This window comes from Planktothrix mougeotii LEGE 06226, from assembly GCF_015207485.1.
GTDB lineage: Bacteria > Cyanobacteriota > Cyanobacteriia > Cyanobacteriales > Microcoleaceae > Planktothrix.
The window spans coordinates 48,178-64,740 of the sequence record NZ_JADEWU010000028.1; the positions used below are offsets into that span (position 1 = coordinate 48,178).

The 16,563-nt window shown below is 41.0% G+C and carries 14 protein-coding genes; 8 read left to right on the forward strand and 6 right to left on the reverse strand.

Annotated elements, in window-relative coordinates; all coding sequences use genetic code 11:
- Nucleotide 1: 1 nt before the first annotated feature.
- From IQ236_RS13650 to IQ236_RS13670, 5 genes are all read left to right on the forward strand, one after another.
- Nucleotides 2-955 (forward strand): acyl-CoA desaturase, encoded by a 954-nt coding sequence (locus IQ236_RS13650; RefSeq protein ID WP_193869764.1) that lies wholly within the window; start codon nucleotides 2-4, stop codon nucleotides 953-955.
- A 37-nt stretch (nucleotides 956-992) separates the two neighbouring features.
- Entirely contained in the window at nucleotides 993-1,925 is a 933-nt protein-coding gene (locus IQ236_RS13655; RefSeq protein WP_193869765.1) for an acyl-CoA desaturase, read from the forward strand.
- 223 nt (nucleotides 1,926-2,148) lie between these two features.
- On the forward strand, nucleotides 2,149-2,958 hold the full coding sequence (locus IQ236_RS13660) for an acyl-CoA desaturase (protein WP_193869766.1): 810 nt from the start codon (nucleotides 2,149-2,151) through the stop codon (nucleotides 2,956-2,958).
- 209 nt (nucleotides 2,959-3,167) lie between these two features.
- Nucleotides 3,168-3,440, forward strand: a complete 273-nt coding sequence (locus IQ236_RS13665; protein WP_193869767.1) for an acyl carrier protein — start codon at nucleotides 3,168-3,170, stop codon at nucleotides 3,438-3,440.
- A gap of 98 nt (nucleotides 3,441-3,538) precedes the next feature.
- Entirely contained in the window at nucleotides 3,539-4,030 is a 492-nt protein-coding gene (locus tag IQ236_RS13670; RefSeq protein WP_193869768.1) for a DUF302 domain-containing protein, read from the forward strand.
- 60 nt (nucleotides 4,031-4,090) lie between these two features.
- Here IQ236_RS13670 and IQ236_RS13675 read toward each other — a convergent pair whose 3' ends face one another.
- From IQ236_RS13675 to IQ236_RS13685, 3 genes are all read right to left on the reverse strand, one after another.
- Nucleotides 4,091-5,896 (reverse strand): SLC13 family permease, encoded by a 1,806-nt coding sequence (locus IQ236_RS13675; protein WP_193869769.1) that lies wholly within the window; start codon nucleotides 5,894-5,896, stop codon nucleotides 4,091-4,093.
- A gap of 96 nt (nucleotides 5,897-5,992) precedes the next feature.
- Nucleotides 5,993-7,504 (reverse strand): NupC/NupG family nucleoside CNT transporter, encoded by a 1,512-nt coding sequence (locus IQ236_RS13680; RefSeq protein WP_193869770.1) that lies wholly within the window; start codon nucleotides 7,502-7,504, stop codon nucleotides 5,993-5,995.
- Nucleotides 7,505-7,800: 296 nt separating this feature from the next.
- Nucleotides 7,801-10,602, reverse strand: a complete 2,802-nt coding sequence (locus tag IQ236_RS13685; RefSeq protein WP_193869771.1) for a cation-translocating P-type ATPase — start codon at nucleotides 10,600-10,602, stop codon at nucleotides 7,801-7,803.
- A 302-nt stretch (nucleotides 10,603-10,904) separates the two neighbouring features.
- Between IQ236_RS13685 and IQ236_RS13690 the strand changes: the two genes are divergently transcribed.
- The 3 genes from IQ236_RS13690 to IQ236_RS13700 are packed head-to-tail and all read left to right on the forward strand — an operon-like array spanning nucleotide 10,905 to nucleotide 13,376.
- Nucleotides 10,905-11,450, forward strand: a complete 546-nt coding sequence (locus tag IQ236_RS13690; protein ID WP_193869772.1) for an LptA/OstA family protein — start codon at nucleotides 10,905-10,907, stop codon at nucleotides 11,448-11,450.
- 22 nt (nucleotides 11,451-11,472) lie between these two features.
- Nucleotides 11,473-12,201 carry an LPS export ABC transporter ATP-binding protein gene (gene lptB / locus IQ236_RS13695; protein WP_193869773.1) on the forward strand — a complete coding sequence of 243 codons (729 nt, stop codon included), beginning with the start codon at nucleotides 11,473-11,475 and terminating at the stop codon, nucleotides 12,199-12,201.
- A complete protein-coding gene (locus IQ236_RS13700; protein ID WP_193869774.1) occupies nucleotides 12,198-13,376 on the forward strand; it encodes an LptF/LptG family permease in 1,179 nt (392 codons plus the stop codon). Before lptB ends, IQ236_RS13700 begins: the two co-directional genes overlap by 4 nt.
- 23 nt (nucleotides 13,377-13,399) lie before the next feature.
- On the opposite strand, the gene IQ236_RS13705 is transcribed toward IQ236_RS13700, so the two are convergent.
- From IQ236_RS13705 to IQ236_RS13715, 3 genes are all read right to left on the reverse strand, one after another.
- Nucleotides 13,400-13,996, reverse strand: a complete 597-nt coding sequence (locus IQ236_RS13705) for a hypothetical protein (RefSeq protein WP_193869775.1) — start codon at nucleotides 13,994-13,996, stop codon at nucleotides 13,400-13,402.
- The gene (locus tag IQ236_RS13710; RefSeq protein ID WP_193869776.1) at nucleotides 13,986-15,134 is read right to left on the reverse strand and encodes an AAA family ATPase; all 1,149 of its coding nucleotides are present in this window, start codon (nucleotides 15,132-15,134) and stop codon (nucleotides 13,986-13,988) included. Before IQ236_RS13710 ends, IQ236_RS13705 begins: the two co-directional genes overlap by 11 nt.
- A gap of 192 nt (nucleotides 15,135-15,326) precedes the next feature.
- Complete coding sequence (locus IQ236_RS13715; protein WP_193869777.1) at nucleotides 15,327-16,532, reverse strand: hypothetical protein; 1,206 nt, start codon at nucleotides 16,530-16,532, stop codon at nucleotides 15,327-15,329.
- Nucleotides 16,533-16,563: the final 31 nt, after the last annotated feature.

The window sequence follows — 16,563 nt, forward strand, 5'->3', positions numbered from 1 at the left end:
AATGACAACACATTGCGATAGTGCCATACCCAATCAGAAGACAAAGGTTATTAGCAATGACTACATTAAAGGACTGCAATATAAACATTTTTGGTGGTACAACTTTGTTCCCTTTTTAGGAACAATTGTAGCCATTATTTCCCTGTGGTGGCTACCTATTGGGCCAATCGAGATCGGAATGCTGATTGTGATGTGGGCGTTGACCATGACCGGGGTAAGTGTCGGTTTTCATCGCTACTATACCCATCGTGCTTTTAAAACTCACCAGAGCATTCGGGTGATATTCGCTATACTGGGTTCTGTAGCTGCCCAAGGGCCCTTAATTTCCTGGGTAGCCGTTCATCGTCGCCATCATGAGTGCAGTGATCTACCCGGTGATCCCCATTCCCCTAATCTTCACGGTCAGGGATTTCTCGGAACTCTCAAGGGATTATGGCATTCCCATGTTGGCTGGCTGATTGATCATGATTATCCTAATCCTGCCTATTATGCCCCCGAACTCCTGCGAGATCAAAGCATATCCAAAATTAGCCGATTGTATCTAGTTTGGGTGCTTCTGGGTCTAGCGATTCCTACTGTGATCGGCGGACTACTTCATTTGTCCCTAATAGGAGCATTGCAAGGCTTTCTTTGGGGGGGTGTTGTGCGCTTGTTTATTGTAGATAACATCATATTGAGCGTTAATTCTGTATCTCATCTTTATGGGACTCGTGGTTTTAAGACAGGCGATCAAAGCAAGAATAACCCTTGGGTGGCGATCCCAACGTTTGGCGAGTCTTGGCAAAACAATCACCATGCGTTTGAAAGCTCTGCTGCTATCGGTTTGAAAGGGTGGCAAATTGATATTGGTTATGCAGTAGTTTGGATATTAGAAAAATTAGGCTGGGCTTGGGATGTAAATCGGCCCACCGCCAAGATGATAGAGGCGAAAACAATTACCCTAGCTCAGGATTAAAGTCCCGACTACAAAACTTATGTAGGTTGAGCCAACAATGCAAGCAATCACAATTAAAAGCGATCGCCTGAAGAGACAACAAGAAATTCACGGCATCGGTAATCTCATCATTCCCTTAAGCGGATCTGTCGCAGCAGTAGTCCTGGCTTTTCAGATCGGTGTTAGTGCCGTAGATATCTGGCTATTGCTGATTATGTATTTTTTAACAGCCATTGGCGTAACAGTAGGACTGCATAGACACTTTGCCCACTGCGCTTTCCAAGCTAATCAGACGGTGAGAATTATCCTGGCTATCCTGGGTTCTATGGCCGCAGAGGGCCCCCTCAATTATTGGGTAGCCACCCATCGCCGTCATCACAAATACAGTGATACCCCCGGAGATCCCCATTCTCCCTTTGTTAAAGAAGATCAAAAATTGGGCTTTTTAGAAGGGCTATGGCATTCTCATGTCGGTTGGACATTCAATCATGAACTCACGAACACTTTTGTCTTTGCTAAAGACATGGTGCGAGATCCGATGCTGAACAGAATTAGCCAACTTTATTATTTGTGGCTATTTTTGGGGGTAGCGATTCCGGGTGTTATTGGTGGAGTAATCACCGGAACTTGGATGGGGGCCTTGACCGGAGCATTATGGGGCGGCTTTCTCCGTATCTTCCTTCAACACCATTTAGGTTTCTGGACGGTTGGCTCTCTGGCCCATCTCTTAGGAAATCGTCCCTTTGAGACTGACGACTATAGCCGTAATAACCTCTGGGTGGCTTTGTTCACCTGTGGAGAATGGCACAACAACCACCATGCTTTTCCCTATGCGGCTATTCATAGTTTCCAATGGTGGCAAATCGATCTCGGTGGCTTCGTGATTCGGCTCCTCGAAAAGCTCGGTTTAGTTTGGGACTTGAAAATGCCCACAGCCGAAGCGATCGCCGCTAAAAAAAGAAAGGTGAGTAGTAATGAAGCCTGCAACTAGCCTTCAAGTTGGGCATTAAACCCAGAAAAGCAATGATTAACCGCAATCATGAACTTAACTGATCCAATGATTACAGAACCTCTTGTTAATCCAGACAAAAGACAAAAAACCATCACAGCCCCTCACCTGATAGTTCCTCAAACCATACACTTCATCTTGTTTGAAGTTGTACCTTTTTTTGGGATTCATCACCGCCCTTGTTTTACTATTGTTCGGAATTCCTGTGACTTGGGTGGACTTAGGGCTGTTTATCAGTCTGTGGTTCTTAACTCAAATTGGCTTTACTGTCGGTTGGCATCGCCTTTTTAGCCATAATGCGTTTAAAGCTAATGTCGTTGTTAGAGTGACCTTAGCCATTCTGGGTGCTATGGCTGCCCCTGGCCCCTTGCTGTTGGCAGTAGCCGCCCATCGTCGTCATCATGAATATGCCGATCAACCCGGAGATCCTCATTCTCCCCATCTTTTTGGAGAAGGATTGACGGATCAGATTAAAGGCTTTTGGCACGCTCATGATGGCTGGTTAGCGACCAACAGAGAACACCCCAATACTATCCACTATGTCCCCGACTTACTGCGGGACAAAGCCCTAACCACAGTAAGCCAATATTATTGGCTGTGGGTGATTTTAGGACTGGTAATTCCTGCTATCGTAGGCGGTGTTTTGACCAACTCATGGCTGGGAGCTTTTCAAGGCTTTCTTTGGGGAGGACTGGTGCGGATGTTCTTTGTCAATAACCTCATCAATGGCGTCAACTCTTTTTGTCACGTCCTGGGCGGTCGCTCCTTTAATACCCCTGATCACAGCCGGAACAATCTCTGGCTGGCTCTTCCTTCTTTGGGTGAAGGATGGCACAATAGTCACCATGCTTTTCCGCAATCAGCCATTTTTGGTTTCGACTGGTGGCAAATTGATATCGGGGGCTGGGTTGTCCTCATTTTGGAAAAGCTGGGTTTAATTTGGGATGTCAAGATTCCTAAAGCCGATACTATCAAAGCTAAAAAAGCTTTTTTAGCCGCTAGAAATGCAACATAGCAGGATACTAGAATCTATCTCGTGTACTGTCTTAATCCTGAACCTAATTTTCTTGTTTTAGAAATTTAATGTTCACCCCTAAAAACCCAGAAAAAAACCTACAAATTTAGGTTTATAATTTAGGGAATGGATTTTTTAACGACCCAATCCATTGTTCCCATTTTTGGGGATCAAAATTTTTATCCCAGACCCATTAGGAGAAAATTATCATGGCAATTCAAAATCAAGAAATCGCTGTTGAAACCAACAAGAACCAAGCCGCTATTCAAGCCTGGTTGGTTTCTTATATAGCCCAACTTCTGGAAATTGATCCCAAGGAAGTTGATGTGAAAGCTTCTTTTGATCGCTATGGCTTGGATTCCTCAGCAACTATTGGATTAACTAGCGATTTAGAGAACTGGTTGGGAAGTTCTATTGATCCAACCATAACCTATGATTACCCCTCAATTGAGTCTCTATCAAAATATCTAGCTGCATCATAAGCTAATTTAGTTTTGAAAAAATATTAAACCCCTTGCTATTGGCTAGGGGTTTAAAAATTAGATATTTAAAATATTTGTAAAAGCCGAAATTAACAGATATGGAAACTATTAATTTTACTGTAAACCATGTAAAAGTGTCTTCGGAAAAATCCTTTGCCCAAGTGACAACGGCTATAGAGTCAATGGTTGGTAAAGCTAATAATCTAATTTTTCAAAAGCTGATCGATGCAAATGCTTCTTTTACAGAAGTAGAAAATGCAGTTAAATCAATGGTGGGTAAAAATGATTTAATGATTTTCACACACCTTGAATCTGGTAAAGTGCTTTCCTTATGTGGCAAATTTAAACAAGCTAAACTTTATATAATTGGTAATCCCCTGATTGCGAATCAAATGTTTGAAGAAGACCCGGCAGTCGGTCTTTACGTTCCCCTGCGATTGTTTGTGTATGATGAATATAATGGCAAAACTTATATTACCTATGATCAACCTTCATCTCTATTAGGTAGATTTGAGAATCCGAAAATTTTGAGAGTTGCAGAAATGCTCGATCAAAAGCTCCAAGAATTAGTAACAATGGCTGTCCAATAGTATAGCAAAAATTAGAATTAACCCGCAGTTTAGTATTGGTGAACTACCCCTTCTTCTCTACTATTTGATGGGGGATAATCCATATAACCAAACGATTAATAATGGGGTAACAATCGTTAGAATTAAACTCAAAGGAGCGCCAACACGGGTAAAGTCGAAAAATTTATATCCCCCTGGACTGTAAACCATTGTATTGGTTTGATAACCAATGGGGGTCATATAACTATTAGAAGCGGCAAAGGTGACAGCATACATAAAGGCAAAGGGATTTAAGCCTAATGTTACAGCAACTTTTACTGCAATGGGAATCATTAAGACAACTGTTGCATTATTTGATAGAATTTCTGTTAGAAGCGATGTGGCAATATAGAACAATAATAAAATCCAATAACCGGATAAATTACCCCCAAAACTAACTAACGTATCAGCTAACCATTGAGTGGCGCCCGATTTATCCATTGCAATTCCTAATGGAATTAATCCTGCTAATAAAAAGATTACATCCCAACGAACAGCACCATAAATTTCTCCGGGTTTAATACATCCTGTAATTACCATTAAAATCACACCCGCTAAAGCACTAACTAAAATGGGCATTAAATCAAAAGCGGCGACAACAATAACGCCTAAAATAATAGCCAGTGCGACCCAAGCTTTATCTTGTCTGAGATTTTCGACATCTCGTTCTTCTAAAACTAACAGTTCCCGTGTGGTTTGTAACCCAATAAAGCTCTGTTTGGGGCCTTGGAGTAATAACAAATCCCCAAATCTTAAAGGAACTTTCCCTAATCGTCCTTGGACTAATTCTGAACCCCGACGAATGGCTAAAACCGTTGCGTTATAGCGTTGACGAAATCTTAAATCTTTTAAAGTTGTTCCAATTAATCGAGAATTCGATAAAATTAAAACTTCGGCTATTTTTTCTTCTCCTGAACTCAAAACTGTTTCTAAGGATTCTTCTTTAAACTTAACATCGGGAAGCAGTTCTAAACCTCTCTCATCGCGAATTTTGAGTAAATCTTCTCGACTGCTGCGAACAATTAAAATATCTCCAGCACTTAATACTTTATCCCCCAAAGGTTGAGGAAAGCGCATTTTATTTTGAATTAATTCAAGTACATCTAAATCAAATTTGCGTTGAATCTCGCTTTGATTAACGGTTTGTCCGACTAAGCTAGAACGAGGAGTAACAACCAGTTCACTCACATAATCTTTTAACCCATATTCTTGTTCAAGAATTTCAAAATTTGCGGGTTTGCGGTCAGGTAAGAGTCGAGGCGCAATAACCGCTAAATAGATGATACCGATAATAAAAGTGATAATCCCTAATGGGGTAAATTGAAATAACTGAAATTCCCCATATCCCATTTGTTTAGAAATTCCACTGGCTAAAACGTTTGTTGAAGTTCCAATGACAGTAATCATCCCCCCTAAAACCGTTGCATACGATAAGGGAATTAATAATTTAGAGGGAGAAATTCTTTGTTTGCGACACCAATCTTCTACAATGGGTAAGAAAATGGCAACCACTGCGGTGTTATTAATAAAGGCAGTAATGGGGCCAACAATTAATCCCATGACTAAAATTTGCTGACCGGGGGTTTTTCCGCCCCATTTCACTAACCCATCTCGAACGGTTTGTACAACTCCTGTTTTTGTAATTCCCGCACTTAAAATAAACATCGCCATCACCGTAATTGTGGCAGAGTTACCAAACCCCGATATGCCTTCATCCGGTGTGACTAACTTCAAAATCATTAACACAACGGTAACGGTTAGAGCGGTTAAATCAACCGGAAGCCACTCAAAAATAAAGGCAATTAAAGCCAGAACAACAATACTAAGAGTCAGAATAATATTGGTCATGAAAAATATAATCGGGTGTATCGAAACTCAGAAAATGGAATCTGTAGGGGCGGGGTCATCCCGCCCATAATCAGTCAGCAGCTACTCTATCTTGGCTTAAGATTTAGGCTTTTCAGAGGGGGCTGTTGTCGCTTTAGGGGAAGGAGAAGCTTTAGGAGTTGGAGTAACTGTCGGCGCAGGGGTTGGAGTGGGTGAAACCGTTGTATTAGGAGCCGCAGGGGTGCTAACGGCGGGGGTTGTCGCAGGTTCACCCATAATACTTGGATTTCCATTATCATAAAATCCCGCTAAACAAGCAATCATCATGGTGGCTAAGGTTCCAGCAAATAATGCTTTCCACCCTAATTCGGAAATATCTTTTCGCCGAGACGGAACTAAACCCACCATTCCCCCCACAAAAATTCCCACTGAAGCGACATGGGCAAAACCGGATAAAGCATAACTAACAATTAACACGGTTCTAGGAGTAATTAATCCTTCTTTGGCGGCTTCTGCTAAGGCTTGATAGGGAGGAATTGCTGTTTCTAATAACCGACGACCAATAATAACTGAAGCTGTCCAAGAATCTTCAAAGGGAACTCCCGTTAAAATGGTTAAGGGATAAAAAATAAATCCCAAAATATTCGCTAAGGTTAGAACTTGAAAAACGTCTCCCACCGGACTCGGTAATAAACCTAACCAGCCTGAAAATTGATTGACTAAAGAAACTAATCCTAAAATTAAGATTAGAACCGCAGCAATAGCAACGGACATTTTCACCCCATCTAATGCCCCAATAATCGCAGAGTCTAGGGGACTAACTCGCTCCATCAGTTCACCGCCAACGCTTTCTAAATGGGGTTCTCCGTCTTCATGGGTAATTAAGTTGTCTTCTTTCTTTTCTTCGGGTAATTTACCCAAGGTTAAGGGTTTATCGGTTTCAGGAACTAAGATTTTAGAAATGACAAAACAGGCAGGAATTGCGATAATGGAAGCGGAAACTAAATGCCCTAAAATATTCGGAAAAACAGGTCTTAAAAAACTAACATAAATCGCTAAGGTTGAAGATGCCGCCGTCCCAAAACAACAACTTAGAATCGCACACAGTTCAGAACGGGTCATCTTTTCTAAGTAGGGCTTGACCACAATGGCGGCTTCAATTCCCACAAAAATATTTGCTGCACCGCTTAAGGCTTCTGCCCCACTTAAGCGCATGGTTTTATAGAATAACTTAGCAAAAACATTCGTAACAACTTGAATTACACCTAAGTTATATAACAGTGCCATTAAGCCAGAGAAGAAAATGACGGTTGGTAAGGCTCTAAATGCAAAAATATAACCTAAATTAACATCAGGGGTTTGCCCAGGAAGGGGAACAATATTTTTACCAAAAACAAAATTAGCTCCTTTATCGGCGGCTAAAAATAAACTATCAAGGAGACTACTAAACCATTCTAAAGCCGTTCTGGTGGGAGGAAAGAGAAATACAAAAAAGGCTAAAACCAATTGTAAGCCAATCCCTAAACCCATTGTTCGCCAGGGAATGACTCGTTTATTTTCTGAGAATAACCAAGCGATAAAGCATAAGCCAAAAATTCCCAAAAAAGAAATTAAATTTAGGTAACTCATAAGTGTTTTTGGGTGTATTCCTAATTAATTGTTTCCCCATTTCCTGCACCCTGGGTTCTCGTCCTGATCCTATGGCGAATGGGGTCAATTGGCAATAGTGTTTTGTGAAACTCACACAATATTGAGGAAGTTGCGTTAAGGGACGAAACCCCAGCACAACCAAAACCTTTTTCAACAGGACAGGGTTAGCTGTGAGTTATTGAGTGCAACGCTACCACTAACCCTGCCAAACGTCAATGTCAGACCTAGAAACCGAGTTTTTGTCCTTTGTTTAGGGTTAAATTAAAATTCATTCTTTACAAACTGGGATTTTGACGATGTTTGAAAAACAATTTCTGAACCACTTTTTCCATTTCAATCCAGATAAACATTAACGCACTAAAACCCAAACAGATTAACAATTCAGTAAAGGTTAACGGGTGAGTTCCAAAGAAACTTTGTAAAGGGGGAACATAAATTAAGAGTAATTGAAGAACGGTGGTTAATCCTACAGCAGCCCAGAGATAAAGATTCGTTTTTGGATTCATTTGTATTGTTAATTGATTATCAGAACGCACCGCTAACGCATGACCCATTTGAGCTAAACATAAGGTTGTAAATACCATTGTTTTCCAGCGTTCAGGATTACCATTACTTTGAGCTTCGTTATAAGCCCAAATCATCAAAACAATTGTTAAAATTGAAAAAATAATCCCAATTCTAATCATATATAAGCCTAATCCTCGCGCAAAAATACTTTCACGGGGATTATAGGGAGGACGCTTCATAACCGCAGGTTCGGCGGGTTCCATCGCTAAGGCTAACGCAGGTAAACCATCGGTTACAAGGTTCATCCATAAAATTTGTAATGGGGATAAGGGAACGCCCCCCAACCCTAAAATTGGAGAAGATGCAATCACTAAAACTTCCCCAATATTACTACCGAGAATATATTTAACAAAACGGCGAATATTACTATAAACCACTCGTCCTTCTTCTGTGGCGGCAACAATGGTAGCAAAGTTATCATCCAACAAAATCATATCACTGGCTTCTTTACTAACATCAGTTCCAGTAATTCCCATCGCAATCCCAATATCAGCTTGTTTTAAGGCGGGAGCATCATTGACTCCATCCCCGGTCATGGCGACAAATTCACCATTCTTTTGTAAGGCTTGAACAATGCGAAGTTTATGTTCAGGAGAAACCCTGGCGTAAACGCTGACTTGCTCAACTTCTTGTTCTAATTCCGCTTGAGAAAGTTTCTGTAATTCTTGACCCGTTAAACTTAAATCGTTAGCGGTGGCAATACCTAAATCTTGAGCAATAACTTTTGCGGTTAATTGATGATCTCCAGTAATCATCACCGGACGAATACCCGCTTCTCGACAGCGTTTAACCGCTTCTCGAACTTCAGGACGGGGAGCATCTAACATTCCCACTAATCCTAACCAGACTAATTCCTCTTCGGCGGCTTCTTCAGCGCCTTCTTCGGGTAATGTCATTAAAGATCGAGTGGCAAATCCTAAAACTCGTAATCCTTTTCCGGCCATTTCATTATTTTGGTCGAGAATTCGTTGACGGTCGGCTTCAGTTAAAGAAACCGTTTTATTTCCGACCAAAACAGAATCACATTGAGCTAAAATCAACTCCGGTGATCCTTTCGTAAACATCGAAAATTCATCATCAGATTGACAAATCACACTCATGCGCTTCCGTTCTGAAGAGAAAGGAATTTCAGCAACACGGGGGTTTTGTTGATTATGAGTTTCTCGAAATAAACCTGCTTTTCCAGCTAACGATAATAACGCCCCTTCTGTGGGATCTCCTAAAATAATCCATTGATTTTTATCTTGTTGTAATTGAGCATCATTACATAAAACACAGGCCGTTAAAATGGGTTGTAAAACTTCAGCAGCAGGAGAGAGGTTGCTATTTTCTTCTGAAGTTATCACTTGTAACTCCCCAACGGGATCATATCCTTCTCCCGTAACTTGAAACACTTCATTTAAGGTAGAAACCGATTGCACTACCATTTTATTTTGGGTGAGAGTTCCGGTTTTATCTGAACAAATGGTGGTGACAGAACCCAAGGTTTCCACCGCCGGGAGTTTACGAATTAACGCATGACGCCGTACCATGCGTTGGGTTCCAATGGCTAAAGTCACCGTTACCACCGCCGGTAAACCTTCGGGAACCACCGCCACCGCCATACTCAGAGAAACTTCTAATAAATCTTCTAAACTACTAAAATTGCCTGTTTTGATGACACCACCAATCACCACTAAGGCGACTAAGGCTAAAGACCCACTGACCAACACATTCCCTAACTGAGACATCCGTTGCTGGAGAGGAGTCGGTTCACTTTCGACGCCTTGAATCATTTCCGCAATACGTCCCAGTTCCGTTTTCATTCCGGTATTGGTGACAATTACTTCTCCCCGTCCCTGGACAACTTCTGTCCCCATAAATACCATATTAAGGCGATCGCCTAACGGGGCATCTTCGGGTAATTCCAAATTGGGTCTTTTAATCACACCCTCTGCTTCTCCCGTTAAAGCAGCTTCTCGCACTTGCAAATTCTGAGCTTCAATTAAGCGACCATCCGCCGGAATTTGCACCCCCGCTTCGAGAAACATAATATCCCCGGGAACTAATTCTTTCGCTGAAACTTCCAACAGCTTACCGTCCCGCATCACCCGAACTTTCGGTGAAGACATCCGTTTCAGGGCAGCTAAGGCTTGTTCTGCACGGCTTTCTTGGAAATAGCCTAACATCCCGTTTAAAATTACAATGGCAAAAATGGCAACGGCATCCTTGGGAAAAGCCCCCTTTCGTAAATCGATAAAGGCAGATACAATGGCGACAGCAATCAGCATCACGAGCATAATATTCGTGAACTGATCCCATAAAATCTCCAAGGGACTGCGACCCGCGCCTTCTTCTAATTCATTTAGACCATATTGTTCCTGTCGTTGAGTCACCTGTTGTGGGGTTAACCCGGTTTCGCTATCTGTATCGAGTACCTTGAAGGCTTTCTCAGCAGCGAAGCTGTGCCAAGTGGTAATGGGTTCTAAGGTCGAATCAGAAGACATTGATGAGGATTCGGGAGATACCATTGTCTACTTCCTAAACGTTCCGGCTAATCTACTCTGATCAAATCATAGGTGATTTGTAGGATGTCTGGAAACCCGCACCCGATCTATTTTGAGGCTAGTCCAGAGGAATTAATACTTATTACCCTTTAAAAAAAGGCATTTTTTTGAGCCATTTATTGTTATTAATCTTTATATCAACAGTCACCCGTCAACGATCGAGTACAATAGGCGACAGAGTTAATCAATTTTGATTTTTTGGCATTAAAACCGTTCCTAGCTTAATTGCATCACCCAGTCAATGTTTTAGAATTTCTAACGTCATAATGCAAATTGCCAAACTGTTAAATTCAATCTCTCTGCGGGTCGGGTTGACCCTGCTGCTACCCATTGCTTTCGTGAGTAGTTTTGTCACCGATAGCGTAGTGAGTTCCACTCCCAGCTATGCCCAAAATGCACCTGCGGCTAAAAACGCTGTGGGACGGGCCATGACCGTTCGGTCTGATATTCAAGAAGCCGATGCTCAGACGGGAATTGTTACCGCACGGGGTAACGTCCAGATTAACTATCCCGCCCGCAGTATTCAAGCGACAGCGGCCCAAGCTCAATATTTTAGTCGAGAACGTCGAATCGTCCTGAGTGGAAATGTGTTTGTTTTGCAAGAAGGCAACACCATTCGAGGAGAAACCGTCACCTATTTGATTGATGAAGGACGATTTATTGCCTTACCTCAAGGAGGCGGACAGGTAGAATCGATGTATTTAGTCCCCGATGAAAGTGCTAGTCCTAAAAACGCAACAGTAGAACCTTTTAATCCGAAACCTGCGTTTAAAACCCCGTTAAGTTCCCCTTCAGCACCTCGTAACCCTTAAATTATTTCTGACCAATTTAGTTATGAAAATCGTGCTGGAGAATATTCACAAATCCTACCGGAAACGCACCGTTGTTAGTCGAGTTAATCTCTCCGTTTCTCAAGGGGAAATAGTGGGATTATTAGGGCCAAATGGTGCCGGAAAAACCACGACATTTTATATTGCAACGGGGTTAGAAAAACCAACCCAAGGAAATGTTTATCTCAATGAACTTGATATTACCCATTTACCCATTCATCAACGCGCCCGGTTAGGCATTGGTTATTTAACTCAACAAGCGAGTATTTTTCGCCATCTCAGTGTCAGGGATAATATTTTATTGGTTTTACAGCAAACTCGTGTTCCGCGTCATTTATGGCAAAAACGTCTCCATACTCTGTTGCGGGAGTTTCGTTTAGAAAAAGTTGCCTCCACTTTAGGCTATCAAGTTTCTGGAGGAGAACGGCGACGCACAGAACTCGCTCGTTCCTTAGCCGCTGGATTAGAATTACCTCAATTTTTACTCTTAGATGAACCCTTTGCTGGAGTTGACCCCATTGCGGTTTCTGAAATTCAAGAAATCGTCGCTCAATTACGCACTCGCAATCTGGGAATCTTAATTACTGATCATAACGTCCGAGAAACTTTAGCGATTACAGACCGAGCCTATATTATGCGGGATGGACAAATTTTTGCATCGGGAACCGCCGAAGAACTCTACAATAATCCCCTAGTGCGGCAATATTACCTTGGCGACAATTTTCAATTATGAAAATCACTCTTTCTAAACCGTTGGGTTCAGGTAAAATTTTCCTCCCCTATCTCTCAATTTTAGATCGTTATTTAATTCAAGAAATTATTCCGCCCTTTGTTTTTGGTGTGGGATTATTTAGCTCCGTTGCTCTCACGGTCGGAACCGTTTTTGACTTAGTTCGACAAGTGGCAGAATCGGGGATGGCCGTTTCTATTGCTGTGCAGATTTTTCTCTTAAAAATGCCGGAATTCATCGTTTTAGCTTTTCCGATGGCGATGATTTTAAGTGCATTAATGGTTTATGGTCGTTTATCGAGTGATAGTGAATTAATTGCCCTCAGAAGTTGTGGGATTAGTTTATATCGCCTGCTTATCCCGACTTTAATTTTTAGTTTTTTGATTACAGGTTTAACGTTTGCATTTAATGAGGTGATTGTTCCGGCTGCCAATTATCGAGCTTCTGTTACCTATGAACAAGCGTTAAATGAAGGTCAACTTCCGATTCAGGAAGATAATATTTTTTATCCTGAATATGATAAAATTGAAATTGAAGGGACGGATAAAAAAATTAGTCGCTTAGTCCGATTGTTTTATGCTGAAAAATTTGATCGAGGTCAAATGTTGGAAGTGACGATTTTAGATCGTTCTCAACCGGAATTAACTCAAATTATTTCTTCAAAAAATGCGAATTGGAATTTTTCTAAAAATACCTGGGATTTCTTTAATGGGACTATTTATATTGTTAATCCCGATGGTTCCTATCGCAATATTGTTCGCTTTGATCACAAACAAATTCAACTGTCCCGCACTCCCCTGGATTTAGCATCTCGAAAACGAGATTTTGATGAGATGAATATTGCTCAAGCTCAAGATTATTTAAAGTTAATGAAATTGAGCGGTGATCAACAAAGAATTGTTAAAACAAAGGTTAGAATTCAACAAAAATATGCGCTCCCGTTCTCCTGTGTGGTGTTTGCCTTATTAGGAGTTGCATTAGGCAGTAGACCCCAAAGTACCAGCCGAGCAACCAGTTTCGGGATTAGTGTTATCGTGATTTTCGGATATTATTTACTCTCGTTTATCACCGGAGCATTAGGTCAAAAAGAAATTCTCACTCCCTTCTTCGCCGCTTGGTTGCCAACATTTTTAGGCATTGGAATTGCGAGTTTTTTATTAGTTCGGGCTTCTAAGTAGAAACATGATGCTGATCTCCAAATTTACAACCATAACCTTTGCAACTCCCTACAAGCATAACGTAGAGAAGGCAAAGCAATAGCATCGACTCCTTGAGGACATATTTCTCTAGCCAATATTCTAGCTGATCTTTCCGCTAATTCAATCCTCTCTTCTGGACTCATTGTTTTATCTTTATAATCAGTCATCTCATCACATTGATGACTTGACGGATAGCTATTAATATAACGAAACCACGTTTCAATATTTCGAGCTGGTACAAAAATAGCAACTTTATCACCAGATTCTCGAGGATCTTGGTTTAACTTACCTGCTGTTTCGTCTAATGCTATATGTAAAGAACGCATTCTATGAGATAGGGTATCGTTATCAGCATCAATCATCACTACTACAGCAATATTTCTATAGTTACGACTTCTATAACTGTTAATAAGCTTTGGATAATACCTGACAATCAAAGCATTGTTATTCTTAATTGTTTGCCCTTTAGGATTGCCAAAGTCTTTAATTTTGCGCTTGTTAAATCCCCGACAGATCAAATATTCTCTAATAAATCGCTCTTGGTCAATATCTTCACAGAGAATAGTTACTTCTGGTAAATCATAATATCTACTCGTCATAAATCCATCCAAGTTCTATAAGTTTAGCAACTGATAAACCTTCTTTATTATCAGTAATTCGCTGTACGCGGACAGTTTCATTATCTTCTCGTTCAAACCAATAACCTGAATTGCTTGCTAAGTAATTAATTAATGATGGGTGATGAGAAATTAACATTACTTGTGCTTCATTGTTAACACAATACTCCATCACCTGATCCCACCAAGGTCTTATTTCCGGTAAAGCTAGGAAATTTTCGGGTTCATCAATACACAACGTAAAATTCTCATCAGGAGAACAATATATTAAGGTATATAGCGCAATCAAAACTTTTTGACCTTGCGATAATTCATTAAGTCGATAAGTAGTTTTGCTAGGACGGGTAAAAGATGCTGATAAAATCCTAACATCACCAGATTTAGGATTTTGAAATGAATCAAATCCCTTGATAATATTTTGTAATTCCAGCGTTAGTTTAAGTATTTTACCTTGAGATTCCTGAGATAAATAGCTGTACCAAGCTGCATAGTTTGACATATCCCAACTCGGCAAACTTGCCTCCTGACGGCTTTCTGATTCCATGACAAAAGGGTTGATCTGGACAATAAAAAAGTTAGCAATCCTTTTTTTGAACCAGGTCAGCTTTTGATTGTCAGGTCTTTCGTAAATAAAACCAATACCAGAACGCGACCAATCAAAAAACGGTAAAAAAGCACCTTCACGATTAGGATCGTCATTATAAAGCCTAGCTTGACCTACAGGCATACCTCTATCGCCCGCATCAACCCAGAAATTAAATAGAGGTTGTCCGTCAAAAGTTAAGCTTTCTAGTCGCATTCTAGGAGGTGAATACTCTCCTTGATGTTCGATCTCTAGGGTATATTTATAAATGCCACCATTTCCTTGAATATCCAATTCAAATTTTTGAATCTGGGATTTTTGCCATCTTGTTAAATCATTGTTTTTAAACAAATCTGATACTTTATAATCTTGTTGGAAAGCTTGATCACCTATAATAAATTTTTGTAGTTTTCTTAAAACATCAAAAACAGTAGTTTTTCCTGAACCATTTGAACCTAGAAAGAGATTTAAGCTATCTAATGTCAATTCAAAATTGACTAGGCATCTAAAGTTATTAACATAGATCCGCGTCAGCATATTTTTTGTGATTAGCAATTATCATAAATGATCTTTATCATTCTTATTATCCCATAAATCAGGAATTAAATCACACCAAAGTAAAATTTCAGGTTTTAAAGTTAGAGAAGTTAAAGATTGACAGCAAAACTTTAGCCCACTGTCCCAGAGTGCGATCGCTTATTTTAACGCTATCATCCGTTTAATTAGTAACTAAGGATTGGCAAACGTATTAATTTCCCCCCCTCCAATATAACGACCCGGAACCCGATTAGGAACAGAAAAATTAGGTTGATTTTGACCGATTTGACCCGGTTGTAGGTTGGGATTCATATTACTGGGGGTCATGTAACTATTCGGTTGAACGGGTTGAACCGTGCTGTAACTGCCTGTATTCGGCGTGACGGAATAGGAGGGTGCAGTGTTATTTATCGGAAGTGAATTGAGGTTAGAATATCCAGGGTTGGGGGCTGTTCCCGGTGTTACTGTGGGCACGGTGGGAACAACCGGAGGCAGGGTCACATTGGTTTGGTAGGGATTTGGAGCAGGAAGGGGAACTGTACCCACCCCAGGATTAGTATTGGCTCTGGGAACACTCCAACTCGGTTGAATCGTTTGTCCTGTAATGGTGGGAGTTCCTGTAAAAGGTGTCACACCCACTGGTGTTCCTGAGAGGGGATTTAAGGCGGCGTTGGGATTTGTTAGGGTATTGGGAGAAAGTGTTGATGGCTTGGTTTCTTGGACTTCTGAGGTTGGTGAGGATTCAGTCGCCGTGTTAGACGGTACAGCCAGATCTTTATTTTCGGTCTGCTGGGTTTGCAGATAGTTCTGCATCGCTTGTTGTAAAGCCGTGGTTGTCGTTTGGGGGTTGGTTGTTTCTGCGGATTGATTTAAACCGAAGTTAGGATTGGACTCGGTGGGAGTTGAAGGATTACCAGAACCTGAATTCAGATTGTTAACAGGAGTTGAAGTATTCCCCTGTACCGATATTGAGGGTTGAGTTTTGGGGGCTGATTCTGACAGGATAGCGTCTACGAGAGGATTGGAATTCGAGGAGGATTCCGGCTTTTTAGCAGATTCATGAGCTTGTTTAAATAAGTCTGTTCCGAGTGAAATTGTTGTATTTAAAGGTGCAAGAAATGAATTATTGCGATTTAACTCATCTAATAACACTTTAGAACTATCAATATCCGCCGCAATTGATTGTTCTTCTGGGGTAAGTTGACTCGCGGAGTTGTCAGAATCAAGGGTTGATTCTTGATCCAAACTAAACCATTCGGGGTGTTCGGAAAACTGCCAGAAGAAAATTCCCACCACCACCAGCACGCTGACAGAACCCCAAATACGGGGTTGTAGAAGAAACTGCAATTCTTCTCCCACAGTACGAATCAATTCAGGAAGTCGTTTATAAATAGACATAGCTTACAGACAGCTTATTGCTGCTTTGAAA

Bases quoted from the DNA above. Each gene is read 5' to 3' on its own strand.
- IQ236_RS13650 (WP_193869764.1), top strand. From the start codon at position 2: ATGACAACACATTGCGATAGTGCCATACCCAATCAGAAGACAAAGGTT.
- IQ236_RS13655 (WP_193869765.1), top strand. From the start codon at position 993: ATGCAAGCAATCACAATTAAAAGCGATCGCCTGAAGAGACAACAAGAA.
- IQ236_RS13665 (WP_193869767.1), top strand. From the start codon at position 3,168: ATGGCAATTCAAAATCAAGAAATCGCTGTTGAAACCAACAAGAACCAA.
- IQ236_RS13670 (WP_193869768.1), top strand. From the start codon at position 3,539: ATGGAAACTATTAATTTTACTGTAAACCATGTAAAAGTGTCTTCGGAA.
- IQ236_RS13675 (WP_193869769.1), bottom strand. From the start codon at position 5,896: ATGACCAATATTATTCTGACTCTTAGTATTGTTGTTCTGGCTTTAATT.
- IQ236_RS13680 (WP_193869770.1), bottom strand. From the start codon at position 7,504: ATGAGTTACCTAAATTTAATTTCTTTTTTGGGAATTTTTGGCTTATGC.
- IQ236_RS13685 (WP_193869771.1), bottom strand. From the start codon at position 10,602: ATGGTATCTCCCGAATCCTCATCAATGTCTTCTGATTCGACCTTAGAA.
- IQ236_RS13690 (WP_193869772.1), top strand. From the start codon at position 10,905: ATGCAAATTGCCAAACTGTTAAATTCAATCTCTCTGCGGGTCGGGTTG.
- lptB (WP_193869773.1), top strand. From the start codon at position 11,473: ATGAAAATCGTGCTGGAGAATATTCACAAATCCTACCGGAAACGCACC.
- IQ236_RS13700 (WP_193869774.1), top strand. From the start codon at position 12,198: ATGAAAATCACTCTTTCTAAACCGTTGGGTTCAGGTAAAATTTTCCTC.
- IQ236_RS13705 (WP_193869775.1), bottom strand. From the start codon at position 13,996: ATGACGAGTAGATATTATGATTTACCAGAAGTAACTATTCTCTGTGAA.
- IQ236_RS13710 (WP_193869776.1), bottom strand. From the start codon at position 15,134: ATGCTGACGCGGATCTATGTTAATAACTTTAGATGCCTAGTCAATTTT.
- IQ236_RS13715 (WP_193869777.1), bottom strand. From the start codon at position 16,532: ATGTCTATTTATAAACGACTTCCTGAATTGATTCGTACTGTGGGAGAA.